The organism is Enterobacter sp. WCHEn045836 (assembly GCF_003965585.1).
GTDB classification, from domain to species: domain Bacteria; phylum Pseudomonadota; class Gammaproteobacteria; order Enterobacterales; family Enterobacteriaceae; genus Enterobacter; species Enterobacter dissolvens.
On record NZ_RXPT01000016.1, the window covers coordinates 34550 to 59741 of the forward strand.

Here is a 25192-nt window from a genome sequence, read left to right on the forward strand (position 1 = left end):
CTTAACGCAACGGCATTAAGGGCACGACGTGCCCGTTATGATGTGCTGGCGGGGGAGAGCTCTCCGCCAGCCATTGTGGAAAATCCCGCAGCGGCATGGGCCGCGCATAGAAATACCCCTGCAGAGTATGGACACCGTGCCGGCGTAAGTACCTGGCCTGCTCCTCCGTTTCGACCCCTTCCGCAACCAGCTCAATATTCAGCCGCTGACCCAGCGCAATAATGATATCCGTCACCGTTGAGTTCACGGCATCGGTTCCGATGGCGGTGGTGAATGACTGGTCGATTTTCAGTACGTCAGGATGGAGCTTTTCAAGCCAGGAGAACGAACTGTTCCCGGTGCCAAAATCGTCGATGGCAAGTTTGACCCCTTTGCGGTGCAACTCGCGCACGATGCGATAATCCGCATCGACCAGGGCGTCGCGCTCCGTGAGTTCAATGACCAGCCGCTGGCTCGGGTTGGCGCTGAACCAGTAGCGGTTCAGATCCTGTAACAGCGCGGCGTGACGGAAGTGGCTGGCAGCCACATTAATGCCGATGTGAAAGCCCGGGCCGGACGGGAAGTAGCCTATCTGGCGTACCGTTTCGGCAATCACGTAGCGGGTCAGGGGAACAATCAGGTTATGCTCTTCTGCCAGGGGAATAAAAACTTCCGGGGAGATCCAACCCTGACGCGGGTTATTCCAGCGCAGAAGAATTTCCACGCCGATGCACTCCTGGGTACGGGCATTGACCAGCGGCTGGCAGAAAAGCTCAAATTCCCGCGCCGCAATCCCCATATCGATCTCCCACGTGAAGCTCATCCGGTTTGCTGTGGCCAGCCAGGCCAGATAACCCAGCAGCAGGCTTAGCATTAACCCCAGCGGCAGTTGTGCTGGCAGGCTTTTTAGTGCCAGTTCTTCTGGACCCGGTCCGCTGACCGTAATGGAGAACGGATAGCGCGACGACATTTCCTGTATCAGCGCGTCAGTCTCATTAAACTTCAGCGCGTCGGTAACACGTTGACCATAGCGAAGAGAGTGATCCCCGACGGTCAGCGCCACATCGGTGATGAGGGGACGTTGGGGCTCAAGGATCATTCTGGTGATCAGATCGATGTTAATGATCTCCATAACACCATCTTCCCCACTCTGAGACGTGGGGTGCCACTGAATAAGAATTGGGCTGCCTTTAAGCAGCAACTGGTCGGTCGATAAAATGAGCTTTGACATACTTGCCGGCAGAGCGGGCTGAAGTTCACGCACAGGAACGGCACGACTGCCGAAAATACTGGAGCAGTAGAGAATGCCCTCTTTAATCAGGGCGATCGAGCGGACGGTCTGTAAAATGGCAGCCTGCTTTCGCAGAGTCAGATGTGCCTCTGGACAAGGCTGGCCGACCAGACCCAACAACTCCGGCCGACGGTTATCCAAAGAAAGCAGAACGTTATCAAGTGAACGAACGGTATGGCTGGCGAAGTCGACAATGCGTTGTTGATTTACATTACGCTGTGAAATAAATCGAATGCCTAACGTCAGGATGAGCGTAAGGAGCGCAACCGTCACACAGACGATCACGCGTTTTCGGCGATAGTTTTTAATGATCGTTTGTGCGGTTTGCATGAACGGTCGCCTGATAAGCCTCCGGCCCCAAAAGCCAGACGCAACAGTGAAAGTGTAGTGGGGAAAGTGAAAGGAGACGAGAATCAGAAGGAAATTTCGCCCATCCGTTGCAGATGGGCGAATGAAGGTATTAGTCGCACTGCACCTTAATGGCCAGACCCCCACGGGAAGTCTCACGGTACTTCGCGTTCATGTCTTTACCGGTTTCGTACATGGTCTCAATAACCTTATCCAGCGACACGCGAGGCTCGCTGGTACGGCGCATTGCCATACGGGAGGCGTTAATCGCTTTCACCGACGCAATGGCGTTACGCTCAATGCACGGTACCTGCACCTGCCCGGCAACCGGGTCACAGGTCAGGCCCAGGTTATGTTCCATGCCGATTTCCGCTGCCACGCAGACCTGCTCAGGGCTTGCACCCAACAACTCTGCCAGACCTGCCGCTGCCATCGAGCAGGCTACACCCACTTCCCCCTGGCATCCCACTTCTGCACCAGAGATAGAGGCGTTCATTTTATACAGCGCACCAATGGCACCTGCCGCCAGGAAGTAACGGATATAAATATCTGGCGTAACAGGTTCAATAAAGTGATCGTAATAAGCCAGCACCGCCGGAACAATCCCGCACGCACCGTTGGTCGGCGCCGTCACCACGCGGCCACCGGCGGCGTTTTCTTCGTTCACCGCCAGGGCGAACATGTTCACCCAGTCGACCACGTTCATCGGGTCGTTGGAGAATTTATCGGTGGTCACCAGCATACGGCGCAGCGCAGAGGCACGACGCGGTACGCGCAGCGGACCCGGCAGCACGCCTTCGGTGTTCATCCCGCGATCGATACAGGCGCGCATGGTCTGCCATACGTTCGCAAAATAGTCTTCAATCTCTTTTTTGCTGTGCAGCGCCAGTTCGTTCTGCATCACCATGCCGGACAGCGACAGGCCGGTCTCTTTGCAATATCCCAGCATCTCGGTGGCAGATTTGAACGGATACGGCACGTTGACGTCGCCGGTGCTCTCTTTGCCGAAATGCTCTTCATCCACGATGAAGCCACCGCCGATGGAGTAGTAGGTTTTGCTGTAAATCTCTTTCTCGCCGCTCCAGGCGTGGATGGTCATGCCGTTTTCATGCAGCGGCAGGTTGTCGCTACGAAAACGCATCCCGTCGTCCTGCGGGAAATCCACTTCGTGCTGGCCGTTAGCCAGCAGCAGGCGACCGCGCGTTTCCACGTCACGGATAAATGCCGGGATGGCATCAATATCTACTGTGTCCGGCATATTGCCTGCCAGACCCATAATAATGGCGATATCGGTGTGGTGGCCTTTACCCGTCAATGACAGAGAGCCGTAGACATCCACGGCGACACGGGTAACGCTTTCCAGTAATCCTTTTTCGACCAGATCATCGACGAACTGTTTACCGGCCTTCATCGGCCCAACAGTATGGGAAGACGAAGGGCCAATTCCCACTTTGAACATGTCGAATATACTAATCACTTTCACACTCCTGACAGGGTTACCGGGGTTCCAGTAACGATGTTATAACTGCGCATAGTGTAAGAGGGAACATCGACCTCGGCTTAACTATTCACATGAATTAAACTAATGGTTGACGATGGGTTTTGCTAATAGCGCGACGCCGATCGCAAACCTGAAAAAAAGGGCGGAATGTAAAGTATAGTCAAGGCTTCAGGCCGATTTGCAGCGCCAGTTCACGAATGATGCCCGCCGTCATGCCCCAGACAAAATAATGCTGATACCAGGACAACCAGACCCGATGGTGATGTCCACGGCGCTGAATATCCAGCGGGTGATAACGGCTCAGGCGAAGGGCTTCTTCCAGCGGCATTTCAAACACCGCGGATACCTCATCAACGCTGGCGTGATACTGCAAACTGGGCGGGATAATGCCCACCACCGGTGTCACCTGGAAACCGGTCACGCTGTCGACTGGCGGGAGGACGCCAACGATCTCGACGGCCTCGGGCGGGATGGCCACCTCTTCCTGCGCTTCACGCAGCGCGGCGGCAATCAGCGAGGCATCGCTGCTGTCTACCGCGCCGCCGGGAAAAGCGACCTGACCGGCATGTTTGCGTAAATGGGGGGAACGCTGGGTCAGCAGCAAACCCGGCTGCTCACGACGCACCACGGGGATCAGCACCGCCGCCTGACGTTGATTCAGCGCTTCACGGCTCACCTGTGGCCGCAACAGCTGAAAGCGCGACAGAAAATCATCCAGCGTCAGGTTCTCTCTCTCCACCCGTCAGTTCTCCAGTTGTTTCAGGATACGGTTAACTTTATCAAAGGTTTCCTGATATTCCGCATCCACCTGGCTATCGGCCACAATCCCGCCGCCTGCGGAGCAGTAGAGCTGGCCGTCGCAGGCCGTCAGGGTGCGAATAGTGATGCTGGTATCCAGCGTCCCGCAGACGCTCACGTAGCCAATGCTGCCGCACCAGGCGTTGCGACGGTGCGGCTCCAGCTCATCAATAATTTCCATTGCCCGCACTTTTGGTGCACCAGTGATGGATCCCCCCGGAAACGCGGCGCGCAGAATATCGCAGGGGGTACGCGAAGCCGGTAGCTGTGCGGTAATGGTGCTGACCAGATGGTGCACCGCCGGGAAAGGTTCGACGACGAACAGTTCCGGCACGCGAACGCTGCCCGGTACCGCCACCCGGCCAATGTCGTTGCGCATCAGGTCGACAATCATTAAATTTTCGGCGCGGTCCTTCGGTGACGCGGCGAGCTTTTCCGCCTGCTGGCGATCGGCAGCCGGATCGCTCAGGCGCGGCAAGGTCCCTTTAATCGGGCGCGTCTGGATCTTGCCTTCCGCCAGATGAATAAACCGCTCAGGCGAAAGACTCAGGATCGCGCCCTGATCGAGACGGATAAACGCACTGAACGGTGCCCGGTTGCTGGCATTAAGGCGGGTAAAGGCCTGCCATTCATCGCCCTCATACGTCGCCTGGAAGCGCTGGGCAAGGTTCACCTGATAACAATCGCCGCTTTGCAGATACGCCTGCACGCGTGCGAATTTTTCCGCATAGGTCTGCGGGGTCATGTTTGAACGCCACGCAGAGGTCAGACGGAAATCCGGCGCGGCTGCGGGCTGCTGCGCTTCCAGCCAGGCCAGACGCGCATTCACATCCGAATGGCTGAGCAGGGAGACCACCTGTTTATGGTGATCGACAATCAGCGCCCAGTCGTAAAGTCCCACCGCCATATCCGGCAGCGGAATATCCGCCTTCGCAAGCGATGGCAGCGTTTCAAAGCGGCGACCAAGGTCATAGCCAAACACGCCCAGCGCACCGCCCTGGAAGGGAAGATCCGGGTTCGGCGCGGCAGACAAACCCAGTTCGTCGATCGCCTCCTGCAGCCGCATCAGCGGATCGTCCGTTGAAGGCAGGTTGTCAGACGTTACCGTATGCAGCGGATCGGCAACCAGAATGTCAAAGCGGCTATAAGGGTGGTCCGCATGGCCGGAATGCAGCAGCATCGCCCAGGGAAGATGGCTCAGACGAGCAAACCAGAATTCAGCGGCGTCAGTACGCCATGGCAGGGTAATAACAGTGGGGAAGCGCATGTTCATGTGTGGCATACTACCGGGCAGCGTGAAATAATTAGCGCGAATAATTTAGCAGGAGTTGACGATGTTTGCAGGTTTACCTTCTCTGAGCCACGAGCAGCAGCAGAAAGCGGTTGAGCGCATCCAGGAGCTGATGTCCCAGGGGATGAGCAGCGGGCAGGCCATTTCACAGGTGGCGGAAGAACTTCGCGCCACCCATACCGGCGAGCGGATCGTGGCGCGTTTCGAGGATGAGGATGAAGAGTAACCGGCTTACACTGCCGCGATAATCTTAATCTCTACCTTGTATTCCGGCTTCATCAGCGTGGCCTGTACGGTGCAACGTACAGGCGCGTGCCCCGCTACAACCCATGCATCCCAGGCTTTGTTCATGGCCGCAAAATCGTCTTTATTTGCCAGGAAAATGGTGGCGTCCAGAATGCGCGATTTGTCGCTGCCTTGCTTTTCCAGCACCGCATCGATCTGCGCCAGGGTGTCAGCCGTTTGTTCAAAGGCATCCGCATCCAGATTGGACGGCACGCCAGTGTAATAGAGCGTCTGGTTATGAATGACGACATCAGACCAGCGGGCTTCGGCATCAATGCGCACAATTGTCATAAACGTTTCCTCGTTATTTTCATCATCAGGCGGCAAGACTGCCATATTGTTTCGCCGTCGTCACTATTTGGGGTGGCACAGGAGAGGATGGGCTGACATAATCCCTGTGCAAAAATACAGTGAGAGAACACCGTGGCAGACGATTTTTCCCCTGAAGGGCAGTTAGCACAGGCTATTCCCGGTTTTAAACCGCGTGAACCGCAGCGTCAGATGGCGCATGCTGTCGCTCGCGCCATCGATAAGGCACAGCCGCTGGTGGTGGAAGCCGGCACCGGCACGGGAAAAACCTACGCTTACCTTGCACCGGCGCTGCGTGCCAAAAAGAAGGTGATAATCTCTACCGGCTCGAAGGCGTTGCAGGATCAGCTCTACAGCCGAGATTTGCCGACAGTGGCAAAAGCGCTGAAATACAAAGGGCGGCTGGCGTTGCTGAAAGGGCGCTCCAACTATCTCTGCCTTGAGCGTCTTGAACAACAGGCACTGGCGGGCGGCGACCTGCCGGTGCAGACCCTGAGTGATGTCATCATTCTTCGCGCCTGGGCCAACCAGACGGAGGAGGGCGATATCAGCACCTGCGCGAGCGTGGCGGAAGACTCTCCCGCCTGGCCGCTGGTAACCAGCACCAATGACAACTGCCTTGGCAGCGACTGCCCGCTGTATAAAGACTGTTTTGTGGTGAAAGCGCGTAAAACCGCGATGGATGCGGATGTGGTGGTGGTGAACCATCATCTGTTTCTCGCGGATATGGTGGTGAAAGACAGCGGTTTTGGTGAACTGATCCCTGAAGCAGAAGTGATGATCTTCGACGAGGCCCATCAGCTTCCGGATATCGCCAGCCAGTATTTCGGCCAGTCGCTCTCCAGCCGCCAGCTGCTGGACCTGGCGAAAGATTTCACCATTGCCTATCGCACCGAATTAAAAGATACCCAGCAGCTGCAAAAATGTGCCGATCGCCTGGCGCAAAGCGCGCAGGATTTCCGCCTGCAGCTCGGCGAACCTGGCTACCGTGGTAATTTGCGCGAGCTGCTGGCGGACAACAATATCCAGCGCGCACTGCTGCTATTGGATGATGCGCTGGAACTCTGTTACGACGTGGCGAAACTGTCGCTTGGCCGTTCTGCGCTGCTGGACGCTGCCTTCGAGCGCGCCACGCTCTATCGCGGGCGTCTGAAACGGCTGAAAGAGATCAACCAGCCGGGGTACAGCTACTGGTACGAATGCACCTCACGTCATTTCACCCTGGCGCTTACGCCGCTGACGGTGGCAGACAAATTCAAAGAGGTGATGGCGCAAAAACCGGGGAGCTGGATCTTTACGTCCGCGACCCTGTCGGTCAATGACGACCTGCACCACTTCACTGAACGATTGGGGATAGAGCAGGCGGAGTCACTGCTGCTGCCGAGCCCGTTTGACTATCAAAAACAGGCGCTGCTCTGCGTGCCGCGTAATCTGCCGCTGCCGAATCAGCCCGGCGCCGCGCGACTGCTGGCAGCCATGCTGAAACCGATGATTGAGGCCAACAATGGCCGCTGCTTTATGCTCTGTACCTCCCACGCCATGATGCGCGATCTGGCTGAACAGTTCCGCGCCACCATGACCTTGCCGGTGCTGCTGCAGGGCGAAACCAGCAAAGGGCAACTGTTACAGCAGTTTGTCAGCGCCGGGAATGCGCTTCTGGTGGCAACCAGCAGCTTCTGGGAAGGGGTGGACGTGCGGGGTGATACCCTGTCACTGGTGATTATCGATAAACTGCCCTTTACCTCGCCGGACGATCCGCTGCTCAAAGCGCGGATGGAAGACTGCCGTCTGCGCGGGGGGGATCCTTTCGATGAGGTACAACTGCCGGACGCGGTGATCACCCTTAAGCAGGGGGTAGGGCGTCTGATCCGCGACGTGGACGATCGCGGCGTGCTGGTCATCTGTGATAACCGGCTGGTGATGCGTCCTTACGGTGCGACCTTCCTCGCCAGCCTGCCGCCCGCGCCGCGTACGCGGGACATTAAACGCGCGGTTCGCTTCCTGGCCAACCCAACGGCGGAGTAATTTGCCCGGGAGTGTGCTAAGATGCGCGCCATTTTGTGACTGACCATTGCGAGAGCGCGACGACTGATGCGAATTCTGGCTATTGATACCGCTACAGAGGCGTGTTCCGTTGCTCTGTGGAACGACGGTGCTATTTCTGCTCATTTCGAAGAGTGTCCACGAGAACACACCCAACGTATTCTGCCCCTGGTGAAAGCGATTTTGACCCAGGGCAACACCACCTTAACCGACCTCGATGCGCTGGCCTTTGGCCGTGGCCCCGGCAGCTTTACGGGTGTACGCATTGGGATTGGTATTGCGCAGGGGCTGGCACTGGGTGCTGACCTGCCGATGATCGGTGTTTCCACCCTGGCGACGATGGCGCAGGGCGCGTGGCGTATGACCGGCGCCACACATGTACTGGCAGCGATTGATGCCCGCATGGGCGAAGTCTACTGGGCTGAATACACCCGCGACGAGCAGGGCGTGTGGCACGGCGAAGAGACGGAAGCGGTGCTCAAGCCGGAAGCGGTAACCGAACGGTTGCAGAACCTGTCCGGTAAGTGGGCGACGGTAGGGACTGGTTGGGCGGCATGGCCTGACATGGCAAACGGTACCGGCGTGACGCTGGTGGACGGCAACATGCTTCTGCCTGTCGCAGAGGATATGCTTCCTCTCGCCTGCCAGCTGCTCGCAGCAGGAAAAACCGTGGCCGTTGAACATGCCGAGCCGGTTTATTTGCGAAACACCGTCGCGTGGAAGAAACTTCCAGGCCGCGAGTGAATCTCAGTAACAGGAACTGAGAAAAAGGAGTCGCATCATGGCGGTTCAGACTAAAGTAGTACGCCTCATTATGGCAGGCGCTGTGGCCATAGCACTGAGCGGATGCGTTTCCGTTCCTGATGCGATTAAGGGCAGCAGCCCTACGCCACAGCAGGATCTGGTTCGCGTGATGAATGCCCCTGAGCTTTACGTCGGTCAGGAAGCGCGCTTTGGCGGGAAGGTGATTGAGGTGCAAAACCTGCAGGGGAAAACCCGGCTGGAGATCGCCACCGTGCCGCTGGATAGCGGCGCACGTCCGGTACTCGGCGAAACCTCGCGCGGGCGCATTTTTGCCGATGTTAGCGGCTTCCTTGACCCGGTCGATTTTCGCGGGCAACTGGTGACCGTTGTCGGGCCGATAACCGGCACGACACAGGGCAAAATCGGCACGACACCGTACAAATTCATGACCATGCAGGTCAACGGGTACAAACGCTGGCGCCTGACACAGCAGGTGATCATGCCGCCTCAGCCTGTTGATCCGTGGATGTGGGGCCCACATCCGTATCGTTACGGCTACCCTGGCTGGGGCTGGTATAACCCGGGCCCGGCGCAGGTACAGACGATCGTTACTGAGTAACTTACTGTTATTGTTAGAAAAGAGACAGCGGCTCAGCCGCTGTCTCTGTTTTTTTACGGCTAAAACGAAAAAAAAGAGTGACGCGCTTCGCAACCTTAAATCTGGGCAATTAATAAACTGGTACGCTGAGTTAATATAATGTTAACAAACTGTTTATTATCGGGGTTGTGATGACGACGAACACTCAATTCAGAGGTGATGCATTGAACAAGGTTTGGCTTAACCGTTATCCCGCAGATGTGCCTGCGGAGATCAATCCTGACCGTTATCAATCCCTGGTTGAATTATTTGAACACTCGGTAAGGCGTTACGCCGATCAGCCCGCGTTTATCAATATGGGTGAGGTGATGACGTTCCGTAAGCTTGAGGAGCGGAGTCGGGCGTTCGCGGCGTATTTGCAGGAAGGGCTGGGGCTGCAAAAAGGGGATCGCGTCGCGCTGATGATGCCGAACCTGCTGCAATACCCGGTCGCATTGTTTGGTATCCTGCGGGCCGGGATGATTGTCGTCAACGTCAACCCGCTCTACACGCCACGTGAGCTGGAGCATCAGCTGAACGACAGCGGCGCGGCCGCGATTGTGATCGTCTCGAACTTTGCCCACACGCTGGAGAAAGTGGTCGACAGAACCCAGGTGAAACACGTCATCCTGACGCGCATGGGGGATCAGCTCTCCACCGCCAAGGGCACGCTGGTTAACTTTGTCGTCAAATACATTAAACGTCTGGTACCGAAATACCATCTGCCGGATGCCATCTCCTTCCGCCGCGCGCTGCATGCCGGGTATCGTATGCAATACGTCAAACCGGAAGTGGTGTCAGAGGATCTTGCGTTCCTGCAGTACACCGGGGGGACTACCGGGGTGGCCAAAGGCGCCATGCTGACTCACCGCAATATGCTGGCGAACCTTGAGCAGGTGAATGCGACCTACGGGCCGCTGCTGCATCCGGGCAAAGAGGTGGTCATCACCGCGCTTCCGCTTTATCACATTTTCGCGCTGACCATGAACTGCCTGCTGTTTATTGAGCTGGGCGGTCAGAACGTGTTGATTACCAACCCACGCGACATTCCGGGGCTGGTTAAAGAGCTGGCGAAATACCCGTTCACCGCCATGACCGGGGTAAACACGCTGTTTAACGCGCTGCTCAACAACAAAGAATTCCAGCAGCTTGATTTCTCCACGCTACACCTCTCTGCGGGCGGCGGAATGCCGGTTCAGCAGGCGGTGGCCGAGCGCTGGGTGAAACTTACCGGCCAGTATTTACTTGAAGGCTATGGCCTGACCGAATGTGCCCCGCTGGTCAGCGTCAATCCGCACGATATCGACTACCACAGCGGCAGCATCGGCCTGCCGGTACCGTCGACGGAAGCCAAACTGGTGGATGATAACGACAACGAAGTCGCGCCCGGCGAGCCGGGTGAGCTGTGCGTCAGAGGGCCGCAGGTCATGCTGGGCTACTGGCAGCGTCCTGATGCCACTGACGAAATCATCAAAGACGGCTGGCTGCACACCGGTGATATCGCGGTGATGGACGAAGAGGGCTTCCTGCGCATTGTCGATCGTAAGAAAGACATGATCCTCGTCTCCGGATTTAACGTCTATCCGAATGAGATCGAAGATGTGGTGATGCAGCATAGCGGCGTGCTTGAAGTTGCCGCGGTTGGCGTACCTTCCGGCAGCAGCGGCGAGGCAGTGAAGATTTTTGTGGTGAAGAAAAACGCCTCTCTTACCGAGGAGGAGCTCATCACGTTCTGCCGCCGTCAGCTCACCGGCTATAAAGTGCCGAAGCTGGTGGAGTTCCGCGATGAGCTGCCGAAATCAAACGTCGGGAAGATATTACGACGAGAATTACGTGACGAAGCCCGTGCCAAAGTGGACAATAAGGCCTGAGCTTCACGCTAATCGCCCAGACGCCGGTTTAGCCGGCGTTTTTTATGGGCGCAAACAAAAGAGAAACCGTTTTGAATTACCAGATGATCACGACCAACGACGAGCTGGCTTCGCTGTGCGAAGTGACGCGCGATTTTCCTGCCATCGCCCTGGATACCGAGTTTGTCCGTACCCGGACGTATTATCCGCAGTTGGGTTTGATTCAGATGTACGACGGCAAACACGTGTCGCTGATTGACCCGCTCGGCATTACCGACTGGACGCCGATGCGTGACCTGCTGCTTGATACTGCGGTCACAAAATACCTGCACGCAGGCAGTGAAGATCTGGAAGTCTTTCTGAATACGTTTGGCATCATGCCGCAGCCGCTGATTGACACGCAGATCCTCGCCGCGTTCAGCAATCGTCCGCTTTCATGGGGCTTTGCCGCCATGGTTGAGGAGTACACCGGCCTGACACTGGATAAAAGTGAATCCCGTACCGACTGGCTGGCGCGCCCGCTCACAGAGCGTCAGCTGGACTACGCTGCGGCAGACGTATTTTACCTTCTGCCTATCGCCGGACAGCTCATGAAAGAGGCAGAAGCCTCCGGCTGGCTGCCCGCGGCACTGGATGAGTGCCGGATGACGCAGCAGCGTCGCCAGGAAATCGCTGACCCGAAAGAGGCCTGGCGCGATATCAGCAATGCGTGGCAGCTGCGTACGCGTCAGCTGGCCTGCCTGCAACTGTTAGCGGACTGGCGCCTGCGTAAAGCGCGCGAACGCGATTTGGCCGTTAACTTTGTGGTACGCGAAGAGCACCTCTGGGCGGTCGCACGCTATATGCCAGGCAGCATGGGCGAGCTCGACAGCATTGGGCTGTCAGGCAGCGAAATTCGTTTTCACGGAAAAACGCTGCTCGCGCTGGTGGCCAAAGCGCAGCAGATACCGGAGGACGAACTGCCAGAGCCGCTGCTGAATCTGATGGATATGCCAGGCTATCGCAAGGCGTTTAAGGATATCAAAGCGCTGGTGCAGGCTGTGGCGACAGAGAGCAAACTGAGTGCCGAACTGCTGGCATCGCGGCGTCAAATTAACCAGTTGCTGAACTGGCACTGGAAGCTGAAACCACAGAATGGCCTACCGGAAATGATGGCGGGCTGGCGCGGGGAATTGATGGCCGATCGCCTGAATACGCTGCTGGAAGGGTATCCACGATAATAAATATGCCGGGAATATACCCGGCATATTTCCCCGGTGGCGCTGCGCTTACCGGGGCTACAAAATCAAAAAACTACGGACGCGACTCTTCCGCTTCCGGGAGCGTCACGTTCAGCTCCAGAATCGAAATATCCCCGTCTTTTTGCTCCAGCTGCACGGTGACCATCTCCGGGTCAATCTGCACATACTTACAGATCACTTCCAGGATGTCCTTACGCAACTGCGGCAGGTAGTGAGGCTCGGCGTCGCTACGACGACGCTCCGCAACGATGATTTGCAGACGTTCTTTTGCGATGTTGGCGGTGTTCTTTTTCCGCGAGAGAAAAAAGTCCAGTAATGCCATAACTTATCCTCCGAACAGGCGTTTGAGGAAACCTTTCTTCTCTTCTTCAATGAAGCGGAAAGGACGTTCTTCTCCCAGCAGACGGTCAACGGTATCCGCGTAGGCTTTACCGGCATCTGCCATCGTATCCAGAATCACTGGCTCGCCCTGGTTAGAGGCGCGCAGCACGGACTGGTCTTCCGGGATCACGCCCACCAGTTTGATGCGCAGGATCTCCAGCACGTCTTCCATGCTCAGCATATCACCTTTGTTCACGCGGCCCGGGTTATAGCGGGTCAGCAGCAGGTGCTCTTTAATCGGATCTTCGCCATTTTCCGCACGACGGGATTTGGAGGCGAGGATCCCGAGAATTCGGTCAGAGTCACGGACGGATGACACTTCAGGGTTGGTGGTGATGATCGCTTCATCAGCGAAGTAGAGCGCCATCAGGGCACCGGTTTCGATACCGGCTGGGGAGTCGCAGACGATGAAGTCGAACTCCATTTTTTTCAGCTCATCGAGCACCTTTTCTACACCTTCACGGGTCAGGGCGTCTTTGTCACGCGTCTGCGAGGCCGGAAGGATGTAAAGGTTCTCGGTGCGCTTATCTTTAATCAGCGCCTGGTTAAGGGTGGCATCGCCCTGAATCACGTTTACGAAGTCATACACGACGCGACGTTCACAACCCATGATCAGGTCGAGGTTACGCAGACCGATATCGAAATCGATAACGACGGTTTTCTTTCCCTTCTGGGCCAAACCAGTAGCGATGGCCGCGCTGGAGGTGGTCTTGCCAACGCCTCCTTTACCCGAAGTAACAACAATAATGCGTGCCATAGAAATTCCTTGTTAAAAAGGGATCAATTCAACGGTTGAACGGTCAACGCGTCGTCTGCCAGTCGCAGACGAGCCGCTTTGCCATAAAATTCGGCTGGGATCTTGTCGCTCAGCCAATATTCACCTGCGATGGACACCAGTTCCGCTGTCAGGTGAGTACAAAATATTTGTGCGTCCCGATCGCCACTCGCCCCGGCAAGTGCACGCCCACGCATCATACCGTATACGTGAATATTGCCATCTGCAATCAGCTCTGCGCCAGCGCTGACGTGGCTTGTAACAATTAGATCACAGTTTGGTGCATAAATGCGCTGACCGGAACGAACCGGCACATCAATCATTCGCGTTTTTGTGACGGAGGTAACGTTTTGTACCGCAGGGGGGGGCGTCTCGACGGCAACGGGGGCTGCACGTGGGGTTTTTTCCTTGCCCTCGTTCAGAAGAGGCAGCCCTGCACGGTCGATTTCCGCTTTCAGCTCAGTATCTTTGCAGCCGCTGATGCCCACAATGCGCAAACCGGTAGAGGAGACGGCCTGCTGGAGATGTTTCCAGTTAACCGGCGATTCCAGACCGCTGACATTGATAACAACAGGGGCGTGCTTCAGAAAGGCGGGAGCCTGAGCGATTTTGTCTTCTAACGCCTGACGAATAACCTCGGGTTTTGCATCATGCAAATGTACCACTGATAAGGTGAAGCTACTGCCTTTAAGCTCGATGGGCGTGTTTGACATCCTGGCCTTACTCAATTTGCTATTAACCGCAACCACTCGCTGCGATATTCCGAAGAGTATCAGGCATGTTATAGTCAGGATTATATTGAGGCAAGCAACCACCCATGAATTCAGAGTAAAAACATGTTTTGTGTGATCTACAGAAGTACAAGCCGCGACCAGACCTATCTTTATGTCGAAAAGAAAGACGATTTTTCCCGCGTGCCTGAAGAATTAATGAAGAGCTTTGGCCGACCTCAGCTGGCGATGCTACTGCCGCTCGATGGTCGTAAAAAACTGGTTAACGCCGATCTGGAAAAAGTAAAAACGGCATTAACGGAGCAAGGCTATTATTTACAGCTACCGCCACCACCCGAGAATTTATTAAAACAGCATCTTGAGGTGAACGGAAAAAAATAGTCCCGGTTGCTTTGGGACACAACACACCAACCGTTTAGGGGTCGATCATGTATCAACATCATAACTGGCAGGGTGCATTACTGGATTATCCCGTCAGCAAAGTGGTTTGCGTGGGCAGCAACTATGCGAAACATATTCAGGAGATGGGCAGCGCGACGCCAGAAGAGCCCGTGTTGTTCATTAAGCCAGAAACCGCGCTTTGCGATATCCGCCAGCCGCTGGCGCTGCCGCAAGGGCTGGGTTCGGTGCATCATGAAGTGGAGCTGGCGGTGCTGATTGGCGCGACGCTGCGCCAGGCCTCCGAAGAGCATGTGCAAAAAGCCATCGCCGGTTACGGCGTGGCGCTGGATCTGACGCTGCGTGAGGTACAGGGCAAGCTGAAGAAAGCAGGTCAGCCGTGGGAAAAAGCCAAAGGCTTTGATAATGCCTGCCCGATCTCGGGCTTTATTCCGGTCGGTGAGTTTACTGGCGATCCACAGAACACGCCTCTCAGCCTGAAAGTGAACGGTGAGATCCGCCAGCAGGGCACCACGGCAGACATGATCCACAAGATCGTGCCGCTGATTGCCTATATGAGCCGCTTCTTTACCCTGAAACCGGGTGATGTGATCCTGACCGGTACGCCAGAAGGTGTCGGTCCCCTCAACGGTGGTGATGAGCTTGAGGTGAGTTTTAACGGCCTCTCGCTGAAAACCCGTGTGCTGTAAACGCATTTTGCCGCCTTCAGGGCGGCAAAACTTGCATCAACGTGCCAGACTCGTTATAAGGTGCGCTTTCTTTTGACGTGTGGACATCCTGATGAACGACATCCCTTTCTGGCAACGCAAAACTCTCGACGAAATGACAGACGTGGAGTGGGAGTCGTTATGTGACGGCTGCGGGCAGTGCTGCCTGCATAAGCTGATGGATGAAGACACTGACGAAATCTATTTCACCAACGTTGCCTGTAAGCAGTTAAACATTAAAACCTGCCAGTGCCGCAACTACGAGCGCCGCTTCGAGTTTGAGCCGGACTGCATTAAGTTAACCCGTGAGAACCTGCCGACGTTTGAATGGCTGCCGCATACCTGCGCGTATCGCCTGCTGGCGGAAGGGAAAGATCTGCCGACATGGCACCCCTTGCTGACCGGCTCTAAAGCGGCCATGCACGGCGAGCGTATCTCGGTACGCCACATCGCGGTGAAAGAGTCCGAGGTGCGGGACTGGGAAGACCACATTATGAATCACCCGACCCGGTGATAGAGAAAAACCCGCCGAGGCGGGTTTTTATTGTTGTGCGGCCTGATGCCCTCACCCAACTCTCTCCCACGGGAGAGGGCGCAAAAACTAAAAACGGCAACTCTCGTTGCCGTTTTGCTTTTATCTTCCGAACAGATCGCGCTTCTTCGGCTTAAACGGCTGAGCAATCAGCACCAGCAGTGCCACAACGAAGTAGGCAACAAAAATACCCACCAGCCACTGCGGCATCTCCAGCGTCAGGAACTCCCACTGACGTACAGAGCAGTCACCGGATGCGACAAACACCTGCGGCAGCCATTTGTCCAGCGGCAACCAGCTCGGGAAGCGGGCGGCGAAATCACAGGTCATAAACGGTGATGGATGCAGCTGCATCATGGTGTGCTGCCAGGAAAGCTCAATCCCTTTCCAGGCGCTGTACAGCCAGACAGCGATAGCGGCATAGCGGAGCGGTGTTTTTGGTGCAATCGCACCCAACAGACCGGCGCCCATGATGCCGAACAGCGCACAGCGCTCATAGATACAGAGTACGCAGGGTTTTAGCCCCATCACATGCTGGAACCACAGCGCGACCATTTCCAGCGCAAAGGCGGTCAGGGCCATTAACAACCACGCTCCGCGACCGCGGGAGCACTGGTTTAAAAATCTCAACATAATCATTTCCCTGGAACATGCTTAGAAAGCGCAGTGTAAACGAATTTTAATGCGCCGCAAGTATACCCGCTTGTATCAGCCATTGCGTACAGGGAATGAGGGTAATTTTGACGCAAAGCAATCCCACAAGCGTAAGCACCAGCGTATAGGGCAGCGCCATCCACACCATTCTTCCATAAGAAAGACGTATGAGTGGCGCGAGGGCAGAGGTCAGCAGGAACAGGAAAGCGGCCTGTCCGTTTGGCGTCGCCACCGACGGCAGGTTGGTGCCGGTATTAATGGCAACCGCCAGCAGCTCGAACTGGCCGGCGTTGATAATGCCTTCTTCCATCGCGGCTTTGGCTTCGTTGATGTAGACCGTGCCGACAAAAACGTTGTCGGAGATGGACGACAGCAGGCCGTTGAACAGATAGAAGAGCGTCAGCTGGGCGTCGGGCGCCGCCTGGAGTACAAAAGTAATAATCGGGGCGAACAGGTGTTGGTCGATAATCACCGCCACCACCGCAAAGAAGACCGCCAGCAATGCGGTAAACGGCAGGGCTTCGGTAAAGGCTTTACCGATCGCATGCTCGTCCGTTACTCCGCTAAAGGTCGTCGCAAGAATAATGACTGAGAGACCAATCAATCCGACTTCAGCAAGATGCAATGCCAGCGCGGCGATAAGCCAGATACCGATGATGCCCTGCGCAATCAGACGTAGCGTCTCCTGACGCGTGCGCTGCGTACGGTTCTGCTCGTCAAATTTATGCAGCTCCTGGCGAACCGGCTCAGGCAACTGCGCACCGTAGCCGAAGACGTTGAATTTCTCGACCAGAATGCAGGTTGCTAGCCCGCAGACGAACACGGGCACGCTGACCGGGGCCATGCGCAGGAAAAACTCGCCGAAATGCCACTCAGCGGCTTTGGCGATGATCAGGTTTTGCGGCTCACCTACCATGGTCATCACGCCACCTAATGCGGTACCGACGCCCGCATGCATCATCAGGCTGCGCAGAAACGCGCGGAACTGTTCCAGCACCTCACGGTTATGCGCTTCGACGTGACTGTCGTCCTGCAAGTCTTCGCCCGGACGGGACGAGGCCACGCGGTGATAAATGCCATAAAACCCGACCGCGACACTGATGACCACCGCCACGACGGTCAGCGCATCCAGGAAGGCCGAAAGAAATGCGGCAGCAAGGCAGAACGCCAGCGACAGCACCGTTTTAGACGGAATGCTGAGCAACAGGCGGGTGAAGATAAACAGCAGCAGCTGTTTCATAAAGTAGATACCGGCCACCATGAAGATCAGCAGCAGCAGCACTTCAAGATTGGAAGCCAGCTCTGCTTTGACATGCTCTGCGCTCGTCATGCCGATAACCACGGCTTCAAAAGCCAGCAAACCGCCTGGTAGCAGGGGATAGCATTTCAGCGCCATGGCCAGGGTGAAGATAAACTCCGCCACCAGCAGCCAGCCGGCGACGAACGGAGAGACACTAAAAATAATGGGGTTAACAATCAGGAAAACCAGAAGTATCAGTTTGTACCAGTCAGGAGACTGGCCTAAAAAATTGCGCCACAGCGCGCGTCCAAAAGAAATTTCCACAACAGACGTCCTTCCCCGTCAGGTAAAACAAAACATCAGTATACGCAAAAATCGTGGCCGGGAGGCGGATAAGACTGCAGTGTAAATTTCACAAAAATAAAACAGCGATCCCTCTTTTCTCTCTTTCACGCGCTACCTGCCTCTGCGTGCCTCTGGTATGATGAGTGCAATTTGCAAAAGCTGTGTAATGGAAATCTCACTATGGTCATTAAGGCGCAGAGCCCGGCGGGTTTCGCGGAAGAGTACATCATTGAAAGCATCTGGAATAATCGCTTCCCTGCGGGATCCATTCTTCCGGCTGAACGCGAACTCTCTGAACTGATTGGCGTCACTCGCACCACGCTGCGTGAAGTGCTTCAGCGACTGGCGCGCGATGGCTGGTTGACGATCCAGCACGGTAAGCCAACGAAAGTAAACAACTTCTGGGAAACCTCCGGGTTGAACATTCTTGAAACGCTGGCGCGCCTCGATCATGAAAGCGTGCCGCAGTTGATTGATAATCTGCTCTCGGTGCGTACCAACATTGCGACAATCTTTATTCGTACCGCTTTTCGTCAGCATCCGGAAGATGCGCTGCAGGTGCTCGCCAGCGCAAACGAAGTGGAAGATCACGCGGATGCCTTTGCCACGCTCGATTACAACGTCTTCCGCGGACTGGCGTTTGCCTCCGGTAACCCGGTGTACGGTCTGATCCTGAACGGCATGAAAGGGCTGTATACCCGTATTGGTCGCCACTACTTTGCCAACCCTGAAGCGCGCAGTCTGGCGCTGGGCTTCTACCATAAGCTCAGCAAACTCTGTACCGAAGGCCTGCACGATCAGGTGTATGAAACGGTGCGCCGCTACGGCCATGATTCCGGTGAAATCTGGCACCGGATGCAGAAAACACTGCCGGGCGATTTAGCGATTCAGAGTCGCTGAAATAAAAAACCTCTCAGGTGAGAGGTTTTTTTTCGCCCGGTGGTGCTTCGCTTACCGGGCCTACAAAACCCGTAGACCGGGTAAGACGTAGCCGCCACCCGGCAAAAAACATTACAGCGTATTCAACCGCGCCGGGCAACGTTCCAGCAGCTCCACGCTGCCATCTTCATTCTGCTGCTCCAGCAGCACATCAAAGCCCCACAGGCGATGCACATGCTTCAGCACCTCTTTGCGGCCTTTGTCCAGCGGCGCCCGGTTATGCGGAATATAGCGCAGCGTCAGGGAACGATCGCCGCGTAAATCCACATTCCAGACCTGAATATTGGGTTCAAGGTTGCTCAGGTTGTACTGGGAGGAGAGGCGAGAGCGGATCTCACGGTAGCCTTCCTCGTTATGGATCGCCGAAATCTCCAGGTAGTTATTGCGGTCATCGTCCAGCACGGTGAAGAAGCGGAAATCACGCATAATTTTCGGCGACATAAACTGGCTGATGAAGCTCTCATCCTTAAAGTCACGCATCGCGAAATGCAGCGTTTCCAGCCAGTCAGAGCCGGCGATGTCCGGGAACCAGTACTTATCTTCTTCCGTTGGCGACTGGCAGATGCGTTTAATGTCCTGGAACATTGCAAAGCCAAGCGCATACGGGTTTATGCCGCTATACCATGGGCTGTTGTAAGGCGGCTGGAACACCACGTTCGTATGGCTGTGCAGGAACTCCATCATGAACCGCTCGGTGACTTTCCCTTCGTCATACAGATGGTTAAGAATGGTGTAATGCCAGAAAGTCGCCCAGCCTTCGTTCATCACCTGTGTCTGTTTCTGCGGATAGAAATACTGGCTGACCTTACGCACGATGCGCAGGATCTCACGCTGCCATGGCTCCAGCAGCGGCGCGTTTTTCTCCATAAAATAGAGCAGATTTTCCTGCGGCTCAGACGGGTAGCGACGCGCTTCAGCAACCGCTTTCTCTTCTTCACGTTTCGGCAGAGTGCGCCACAGCATATTTACCTGGCTTTGCAGATACTCTTCGCGGCTTTTCTGCCGCGCTTTCTCCTCCTGCAGGGAGATTTTCTGCGGACGTTTGTAACGATCAACGCCGTAGTTCATCAGCGCGTGACAGGAGTCGAGCAGTTTCTCCACTTCGTCCACGCCGTAGCGCTCTTCGCAGTCGGTAATGTACTTACGCGCGAAGATCAGGTAATCGACAATCGAGCTGGCATCGGTCCAGCTGCGGAACAGGTAGTTATTCTTGAAAAACGAGTTATGCCCGTAGCAGGCATGCGCCATCACCAGCGCCTGCATGGTTATGGTGTTCTCTTCCATCAGGTAGGCGATACACGGGTTGGAGTTGATCACTATCTCATACGCAAGACCCTGCTGGCCGTGCTTATATAAACGCTCCGTTTCAATGAATTTTTTACCAAACGACCAGTGCGGATAGTTAATCGGCATCCCGACGCTGGAGTAGGCGTCCATCATCTGCTCGGACGTAATGACTTCAATCTGATGGGGATAGGTATCAAGACGATACAGTTTTGCCACCCGATCGATTTCGGCGAGATAGACATCCAGCAACTCGAAGGTCCAGTCGGGTCCATCGCTCAGACGTGTGTTGTCCTTGTTCAGGGAATCAATAGTAGCCATTAGCGCGCCCTCGTTGTGGGAGCTCTCTCTGTCTGGAGAGCCTCCTGATAAGCATAGATCACCGTGTTAAAAAGCGTGCTGGAGCAGAAATTTTTTCTTTGCGATTTCCCGTTTTTGATGCGGCAAAAAAAGCGGTCTTCACAGAATTTTATACTGGTTAAAAATAACGCGCAGCAGGAGATCCCAAATTCACCTCATCCCCTGATGCTGGGGGATGTGTGAGACAAGTCACCATAAAAAAGTCGTATGTTGAATAATATTTTCAACTAGGTTATCAATCTGTAATTAGAAGATTGTTCTTTTGCACATATGGAGTGGCTATGCGTGTTGTCATACTGGGAAGTGGTGTCGTTGGCGTAACCAGCGCCTGGTATTTAAGTCAGGCGGGACATGACGTGACCGTTATCGATCGTGAGTCAGGGCCTGCGCTGGAAACCAGTGCGGCGAACGCCGGACAGATCTCGCCGGGTTATGCAGCGCCGTGGGCGGCCCCCGGCGTTCCGCTGAAGGCGATTAAGTGGATGTTCCAGCGCCATGCGCCGCTGGCGATCAGTCTCGACGGCACCCAGTTCCAGCTGAAGTGGATGTGGCAGATGCTGCGCAACTGCGACACCCGTCACTACATGGAAAACAAAGGTCGGATGGTGCGTCTGGCGGAATACAGCCGTGACTGCCTGAAAGCCTTGCGCGCCTCCACCGGTATTGAGTACGAAGGTCGCCAGGGCGGCACGCTGCAGTTGTTCCGTACGGCGCAACAATATGAAAACGCCACCCGTGATATTGCCGTGCTGGAAGATGCGGGCGTACCGTATCAACTGCTCGAAGCCAGCCAGCTTGGGCAGGTTGAACCGGCGCTGGCAGAAGTGTCGCACAAGCTGACGGGCGGCCTGCGTTTACCGAATGATGAAACCGGTGACTGCCAGCTGTTTACGCAGCGTCTCGCGCAGATGTGCGAGCAGGCGGGGGTGAAATTCCGCTTTAATACTGCGGTCGATAAACTGCTCTCTGAAGGCGGCAGTATCTACGGTGTGAAGTGTGGGGATGAGGTCATTAAAGCGGATGCCTACGTTATGGCATTTGGCTCATACTCCACCGCGATGCTGAAGGGCATTCTCGACATTCCGGTTTACCCGCTGAAGGGCTACTCCCTGACCATTCCGGTAAAAGAGGACAGCGGGGCACCAGTTTCCACCATTCTGGATGAGACCTACAAAATCGCCATTACCCGCTTTGATAACCGCATCCGCGTTGGCGGAATGGCGGAGATTGTCGGCTTTAACACCGAGCTGCTGAAGCCGCGCCGTGAAACGCTGGAGATGGTGGTGGGCGACCTCTTCCCGCGTGGCGGTTTTGTCGAGCAGGCAACCTTCTGGACCGGACTGCGGCCAATGACGCCAGACGGCACGCCAATTGTCGGCCGTACGCCGTTCAAAAACCTGTGGACCAATACCGGTCACGGTACGCTGGGCTGGACAATGGCCTGCGGCTCTGGCCAGCTGCTTAGCGATTTGATTTCCGGGCGCACGCCGGCAATTCCGTTTGACGATTTAAGTGCCGCACGCTATCAATCGGGGTTTACCCCTTCGCGTCCACAGCACCTGCACGGCGCGCATAACTAAGGAGTTGTCATGTCCCGTCCTGTTCTGGCTCAGCTCGATTTGCAGGCCCTGAAGGATAACCTGCAAATTGTTCGCCGGGCGGCGCCAGGTTCACGCGTCTGGTCGGTAGTGAAAGCCAATGCCTACGGCCACGGTATCGATCGTATCTGGAGTGCGCTCAGCGCCACCGACGGTTTTGCGTTACTGAATCTGGAAGAGGCCATTCTGCTGCGCGAGCGCGGCTGGAAAGGGCCTATTCTGTTGCTTGAGGGATTCTTCCACGCCGACGATCTGCCGCTGCTGGATAAGTACCGGCTGACCACCAGCGTGCACAGCAACTGGCAAATTAAAGCGATTCAGGATGCAAAACTGCATGCGCCGCTGGATATTTATCTCAAGGTGAACAGCGGTATGAACCGCCTGGGCTTCCAGCCCGAGCGGGTCCATACGGTATGGCAACAGCTCCGCGCCCTGAAGAACGTGGGTGAAATGACTTTGATGGCGCATTTTGCCGACGCGGAGAAACCGGACGGCATTGCCGATGCGATGGTGCGCATTGAGCAGGCGGCAGAAGGGCTGGATTGCCCCCGTTCGCTCTCCAACTCAGCGGCCACGCTGTGGCATCCGGAGGCGCATTATAACTGGGTGCGTCCGGGCATTGTCCTTTATGGCGCCTCTCCCTCAGGCCAGTGGCAGGATATCGCCAACAGCGGCCTGAAGCCGGTGATGACCCTGCGCAGCGAAATCATCGGTGTGCAGACGCTGAAGGCCGGCGACACGGTGGGCTACGGCAGCCGTTACCGGGCGACGGGCGAGCAACGGATTGGTATTGTGGCGGGCGGTTATGCTGACGGCTACCCGCGCATTGCGCCGAGCGGCACGCCAGTCTGGGTAGACGGGGTGCGCACGGGAACGGTGGGTACTGTCTCCATGGATATGCTGGCCGTTGACCTCACGCCATGTCCGCAGGCAGGCATTGGTTCCCCGGTCGAGCTGTGGGGTAACGAAGTCAAAATTGATGACGTTGCTGCCGCGGCGGGGACGGTAGGGTATGAACTGATGTGCGCGCTGGCACCAAGAGTGCCGGTTGTGACGGTGTAACGTACGTATCTGCCGGGTGGCGCTAACGCTTACCCGGCAAAACCACTACTCCACGTCCTCTTCCATCGGCCGCAAACCGACTTTCCGCACCGCGTTATCTTCTTTTTCTGCTACGGTCCAGATCATCCCGGCAAACTCCACCTGGTCACCCACAACCGGGGCCGCACCAAGGCGCTGCTGGATGATTTCGCCCAGCGTTTGCTGGTTATCGTCGCCTTCAGCACCTTCGTCCAGCCCATAAATCAGCGCCACATCCGCAAACCTGGCGCTGGCTTCCAGAATAAAATCGCCGAAGAAACGCTGATCCAGCGCCACCGGAGGCGACTGGCTGAACAGTTTACCCAGGGCGGGCAGGTCGCGCTCGCGGCCAATCACACACAGAATATCGCCTTCGCGTAGCCGGGTGCTGCCGGTAGGGTGCAGCAGGACATTATCGCGGAACAGGGCGGCAATACGCGTATCGGCTGGCATATGCAAATCACGCAGCGACGCCCCCACGCACCATTTATCGGCGCTGAGCTGGTAGACAAACTGTTCCCACGGGTTTTCCGGGTGAATATCCAGCCCCACGCGGGACACCGGCCAGCCCACGGGAGGAACCACCACTTTGGCTTTTTTCGCCGCCCACCCGAGCGAGGTTCCCTGGAACAGCAGCGAGATCAGCACCACGAAGAAGGCGACATTAAAGAACAGCCGCGCGTTGTCCAGCCCGGCCATCATCGGGAAGACGGCAAGGATAATCGGTACCGCGCCGCGCAGCCCCACCCAGCTGATAAAGACGCGTTCGCGCAGGTTGAAGCCGCGAAACGGCAGCAGACCGGCAAACACCGACAGGGGACGGGCGAAGAAGATCATCCATGCCGATAAAATCAGCGCCGGAACGGCAATCGGCAGCAGGTCTGACGGCGTCACCAGCAGACCCAGCACGAGGAACATCCCGATTTGCGCCAGCCAGGCCAGTCCGTCGAAGTTCTGCAAAATGGCGTGACGGTTACGAATAGGGCGATTGCCCAGCAGGAAGCCGCAGAGATAAACCGCGAGGATCCCGCTGCCGTTCAGCGCGGTGGTGACAGCAAAAATCAGAATGCCTCCGCTGAGAGCCAGCAGCGGGTAAAGTCCGGAAGGCAGCGATATCCGGTTGATCGTCTGCTGAAGCAGATAGCCCCCGGCAAGGCCGAGCGCAATCCCCAGGCCGAACTGCTGCAGGATATGCAGGGCAAACATCCAGCTTAAGCCCGTTTCATGCTGCTGGATCATCTCTATCAGCGTGATGGTGAGAAATACCGCCATCGGATCGTTACTGCCGGATTCAATCTCAAGCGTGGAGCCGACGCGTTCGTTCAACCCTTTGCCTCCCAGCAGGGAAAACACCGCCGCCGCGTCGGTTGAGCCGACAATCGCGCCAATCAGTAAACCTTCCATCAGATCGAGATGGAACAGCCACGCCGCCATCATACCGGTCAGACCGGAGGTAATTAACACCCCGACCGTCGCCAGCGACAGGGCGGGCCCCAGCGCGACGCGAAATGAGCTCGCCTGAGTGCGCATCCCGCCGTCGAGCAGGATCACCGCCAGCGCAAGGTTACTGATCATGTAAGCGAAGGGGTAGTTATCGAAAGGGATACCGCCGATACCATCGACACCCGCCAGCATGCCGATGGCAAGGAAAATAACAAGAATAGGTATGCCGAGACGCGATGAAAATGAACTTAATAAAATACTACAGGTTACGAGCACAGAACCCAGAATGAAAAGACTGATTATCGCTGTGGCATCCAATGTTGTCTTACTCCCACCTCAATGTTAATGCTGTTACTAAAACCCTAACATATTAACGACGCAAACAGCGGTTTATTGAGGGGGATTAA

At 56.0% G+C, this 25192-nt stretch carries 24 protein-coding genes; 12 read left to right on the forward strand and 12 right to left on the reverse strand.

Translation table 11 applies throughout. The annotated features are described in order from the left end of the window. Window position 1: 1 nt before the first annotated feature. From EKN38_RS19570 to pabB, 4 genes are all read right to left on the reverse strand, one after another. Window positions 2-1600 (reverse strand): EAL domain-containing protein, encoded by a 1599-nt coding sequence (locus EKN38_RS19570; protein ID WP_014832365.1) that lies wholly within the window; start codon window positions 1598-1600, stop codon window positions 2-4. A gap of 130 nt (window positions 1601-1730) precedes the next feature. Next, window positions 1731-3095: an L-serine ammonia-lyase gene (gene sdaA, locus EKN38_RS19575; RefSeq protein ID WP_014832364.1), complete on the reverse strand. Its 1365-nt coding sequence runs from the start codon at window positions 3093-3095 to the stop codon at window positions 1731-1733. 184 nt (window positions 3096-3279) lie between these two features. Beyond that, window positions 3280-3858: a CoA pyrophosphatase gene (locus EKN38_RS19580; RefSeq protein WP_014832363.1), complete on the reverse strand. Its 579-nt coding sequence runs from the start codon at window positions 3856-3858 to the stop codon at window positions 3280-3282. A gap of 3 nt (window positions 3859-3861) precedes the next feature. Further along, entirely contained in the window at window positions 3862-5190 is a 1329-nt protein-coding gene (gene pabB, locus EKN38_RS19585) for an aminodeoxychorismate synthase component 1 (RefSeq protein ID WP_014832362.1), read from the reverse strand. 61 nt (window positions 5191-5251) lie between these two features. Between pabB and EKN38_RS19590 the strand changes: the two genes are divergently transcribed. Continuing rightward, the gene (locus EKN38_RS19590; protein ID WP_008500497.1) at window positions 5252-5434 is read left to right on the forward strand and encodes a YoaH family protein; all 183 of its coding nucleotides are present in this window, start codon (window positions 5252-5254) and stop codon (window positions 5432-5434) included. A 5-nt stretch (window positions 5435-5439) separates the two neighbouring features. Here EKN38_RS19590 and EKN38_RS19595 read toward each other — a convergent pair whose 3' ends face one another. Then, a complete protein-coding gene (locus tag EKN38_RS19595; RefSeq protein ID WP_013096138.1) occupies window positions 5440-5784 on the reverse strand; it encodes a RidA family protein in 345 nt (114 codons plus the stop codon). Between the two features lie 132 nt (window positions 5785-5916). On the opposite strand from EKN38_RS19595, the gene EKN38_RS19600 reads away from it, so the two are divergent. The 5 genes from EKN38_RS19600 (at window position 5917) to rnd (ending at window position 12296) form a co-directional block, all read left to right on the forward strand. Then, entirely contained in the window at window positions 5917-7827 is a 1911-nt protein-coding gene (locus EKN38_RS19600; protein ID WP_014832361.1) for an ATP-dependent DNA helicase, read from the forward strand. A 66-nt stretch (window positions 7828-7893) separates the two neighbouring features. Next, window positions 7894-8589 (forward strand): tRNA (adenosine(37)-N6)-threonylcarbamoyltransferase complex dimerization subunit type 1 TsaB, encoded by a 696-nt coding sequence (gene tsaB, locus EKN38_RS19605; protein WP_014832360.1) that lies wholly within the window; start codon window positions 7894-7896, stop codon window positions 8587-8589. Between the two features lie 37 nt (window positions 8590-8626). Further along, complete coding sequence (locus EKN38_RS19610) at window positions 8627-9208, forward strand: Slp family lipoprotein (RefSeq protein WP_014832359.1); 582 nt, start codon at window positions 8627-8629, stop codon at window positions 9206-9208. Between the two features lie 203 nt (window positions 9209-9411). Then, complete coding sequence (fadD, locus tag EKN38_RS19615) at window positions 9412-11097, forward strand: long-chain-fatty-acid--CoA ligase FadD (protein WP_014832358.1); 1686 nt, start codon at window positions 9412-9414, stop codon at window positions 11095-11097. Between the two features lie 71 nt (window positions 11098-11168). Further along, entirely contained in the window at window positions 11169-12296 is a 1128-nt protein-coding gene (rnd, locus tag EKN38_RS19620) for a ribonuclease D (protein ID WP_014832357.1), read from the forward strand. A gap of 73 nt (window positions 12297-12369) precedes the next feature. Here rnd and minE read toward each other — a convergent pair whose 3' ends face one another. Genes minE through minC form a run of 3 tightly spaced genes read right to left on the reverse strand, consistent with a single transcriptional unit; the run spans window position 12370 to window position 14186 of the window. Further along, entirely contained in the window at window positions 12370-12639 is a 270-nt protein-coding gene (gene minE, locus EKN38_RS19625) for a cell division topological specificity factor MinE (RefSeq protein WP_008500504.1), read from the reverse strand. A 3-nt stretch (window positions 12640-12642) separates the two neighbouring features. Further along, entirely contained in the window at window positions 12643-13455 is an 813-nt protein-coding gene (gene minD, locus EKN38_RS19630; protein ID WP_008500505.1) for a septum site-determining protein MinD, read from the reverse strand. Window positions 13456-13478: 23 nt separating this feature from the next. Next, entirely contained in the window at window positions 13479-14186 is a 708-nt protein-coding gene (gene minC / locus EKN38_RS19635; RefSeq protein ID WP_014832356.1) for a septum site-determining protein MinC, read from the reverse strand. A gap of 123 nt (window positions 14187-14309) precedes the next feature. Here minC and EKN38_RS19640 point away from each other — a divergent pair, with 123 nt between their 5' ends. The 3 genes from EKN38_RS19640 (at window position 14310) to EKN38_RS19650 (ending at window position 15824) form a co-directional block, all read left to right on the forward strand. Beyond that, complete coding sequence (locus EKN38_RS19640; RefSeq protein WP_014832355.1) at window positions 14310-14585, forward strand: YcgL domain-containing protein; 276 nt, start codon at window positions 14310-14312, stop codon at window positions 14583-14585. 47 nt (window positions 14586-14632) lie between these two features. Next, window positions 14633-15292, forward strand: coding sequence for a fumarylacetoacetate hydrolase family protein (locus EKN38_RS19645; protein ID WP_014832354.1), 660 nt, complete (start codon window positions 14633-14635; stop codon window positions 15290-15292). 91 nt (window positions 15293-15383) lie between these two features. Continuing rightward, complete coding sequence (locus tag EKN38_RS19650) at window positions 15384-15824, forward strand: YcgN family cysteine cluster protein (protein ID WP_014832353.1); 441 nt, start codon at window positions 15384-15386, stop codon at window positions 15822-15824. Between the two features lie 120 nt (window positions 15825-15944). Here the strand turns inward: EKN38_RS19650 and dsbB are convergent, their stop codons facing one another. Next, entirely contained in the window at window positions 15945-16475 is a 531-nt protein-coding gene (dsbB, locus tag EKN38_RS19655) for a disulfide bond formation protein DsbB (RefSeq protein ID WP_014832352.1), read from the reverse strand. A gap of 46 nt (window positions 16476-16521) precedes the next feature. After that, a complete protein-coding gene (nhaB, locus tag EKN38_RS19660) occupies window positions 16522-18060 on the reverse strand; it encodes a Na(+)/H(+) antiporter NhaB (protein WP_014832351.1) in 1539 nt (512 codons plus the stop codon). A 201-nt stretch (window positions 18061-18261) separates the two neighbouring features. Between nhaB and fadR the strand changes: the two genes are divergently transcribed. Continuing rightward, window positions 18262-18981, forward strand: a complete 720-nt coding sequence (gene fadR / locus EKN38_RS19665) for a fatty acid metabolism transcriptional regulator FadR (RefSeq protein ID WP_014832350.1) — start codon at window positions 18262-18264, stop codon at window positions 18979-18981. Between the two features lie 111 nt (window positions 18982-19092). On the opposite strand, the gene EKN38_RS19670 is transcribed toward fadR, so the two are convergent. After that, window positions 19093-20625, reverse strand: coding sequence for a SpoVR family protein (locus EKN38_RS19670; protein ID WP_014832349.1), 1533 nt, complete (start codon window positions 20623-20625; stop codon window positions 19093-19095). Between the two features lie 320 nt (window positions 20626-20945). On the opposite strand from EKN38_RS19670, the gene EKN38_RS19675 reads away from it, so the two are divergent. Then, window positions 20946-22244, forward strand: a complete 1299-nt coding sequence (locus EKN38_RS19675; RefSeq protein WP_014832348.1) for a D-amino acid dehydrogenase — start codon at window positions 20946-20948, stop codon at window positions 22242-22244. Window positions 22245-22253: 9 nt separating this feature from the next. After that, window positions 22254-23324 carry a catabolic alanine racemase DadX gene (gene dadX / locus EKN38_RS19680; protein WP_013096156.1) on the forward strand — a complete coding sequence of 357 codons (1071 nt, stop codon included), beginning with the start codon at window positions 22254-22256 and terminating at the stop codon, window positions 23322-23324. 45 nt (window positions 23325-23369) lie between these two features. On the opposite strand, the gene EKN38_RS19685 is transcribed toward dadX, so the two are convergent. Continuing rightward, on the reverse strand, window positions 23370-25103 hold the full coding sequence (locus EKN38_RS19685) for a potassium/proton antiporter (RefSeq protein WP_014832347.1): 1734 nt from the start codon (window positions 25101-25103) through the stop codon (window positions 23370-23372). Window positions 25104-25192 lie beyond the last annotated feature (89 nt).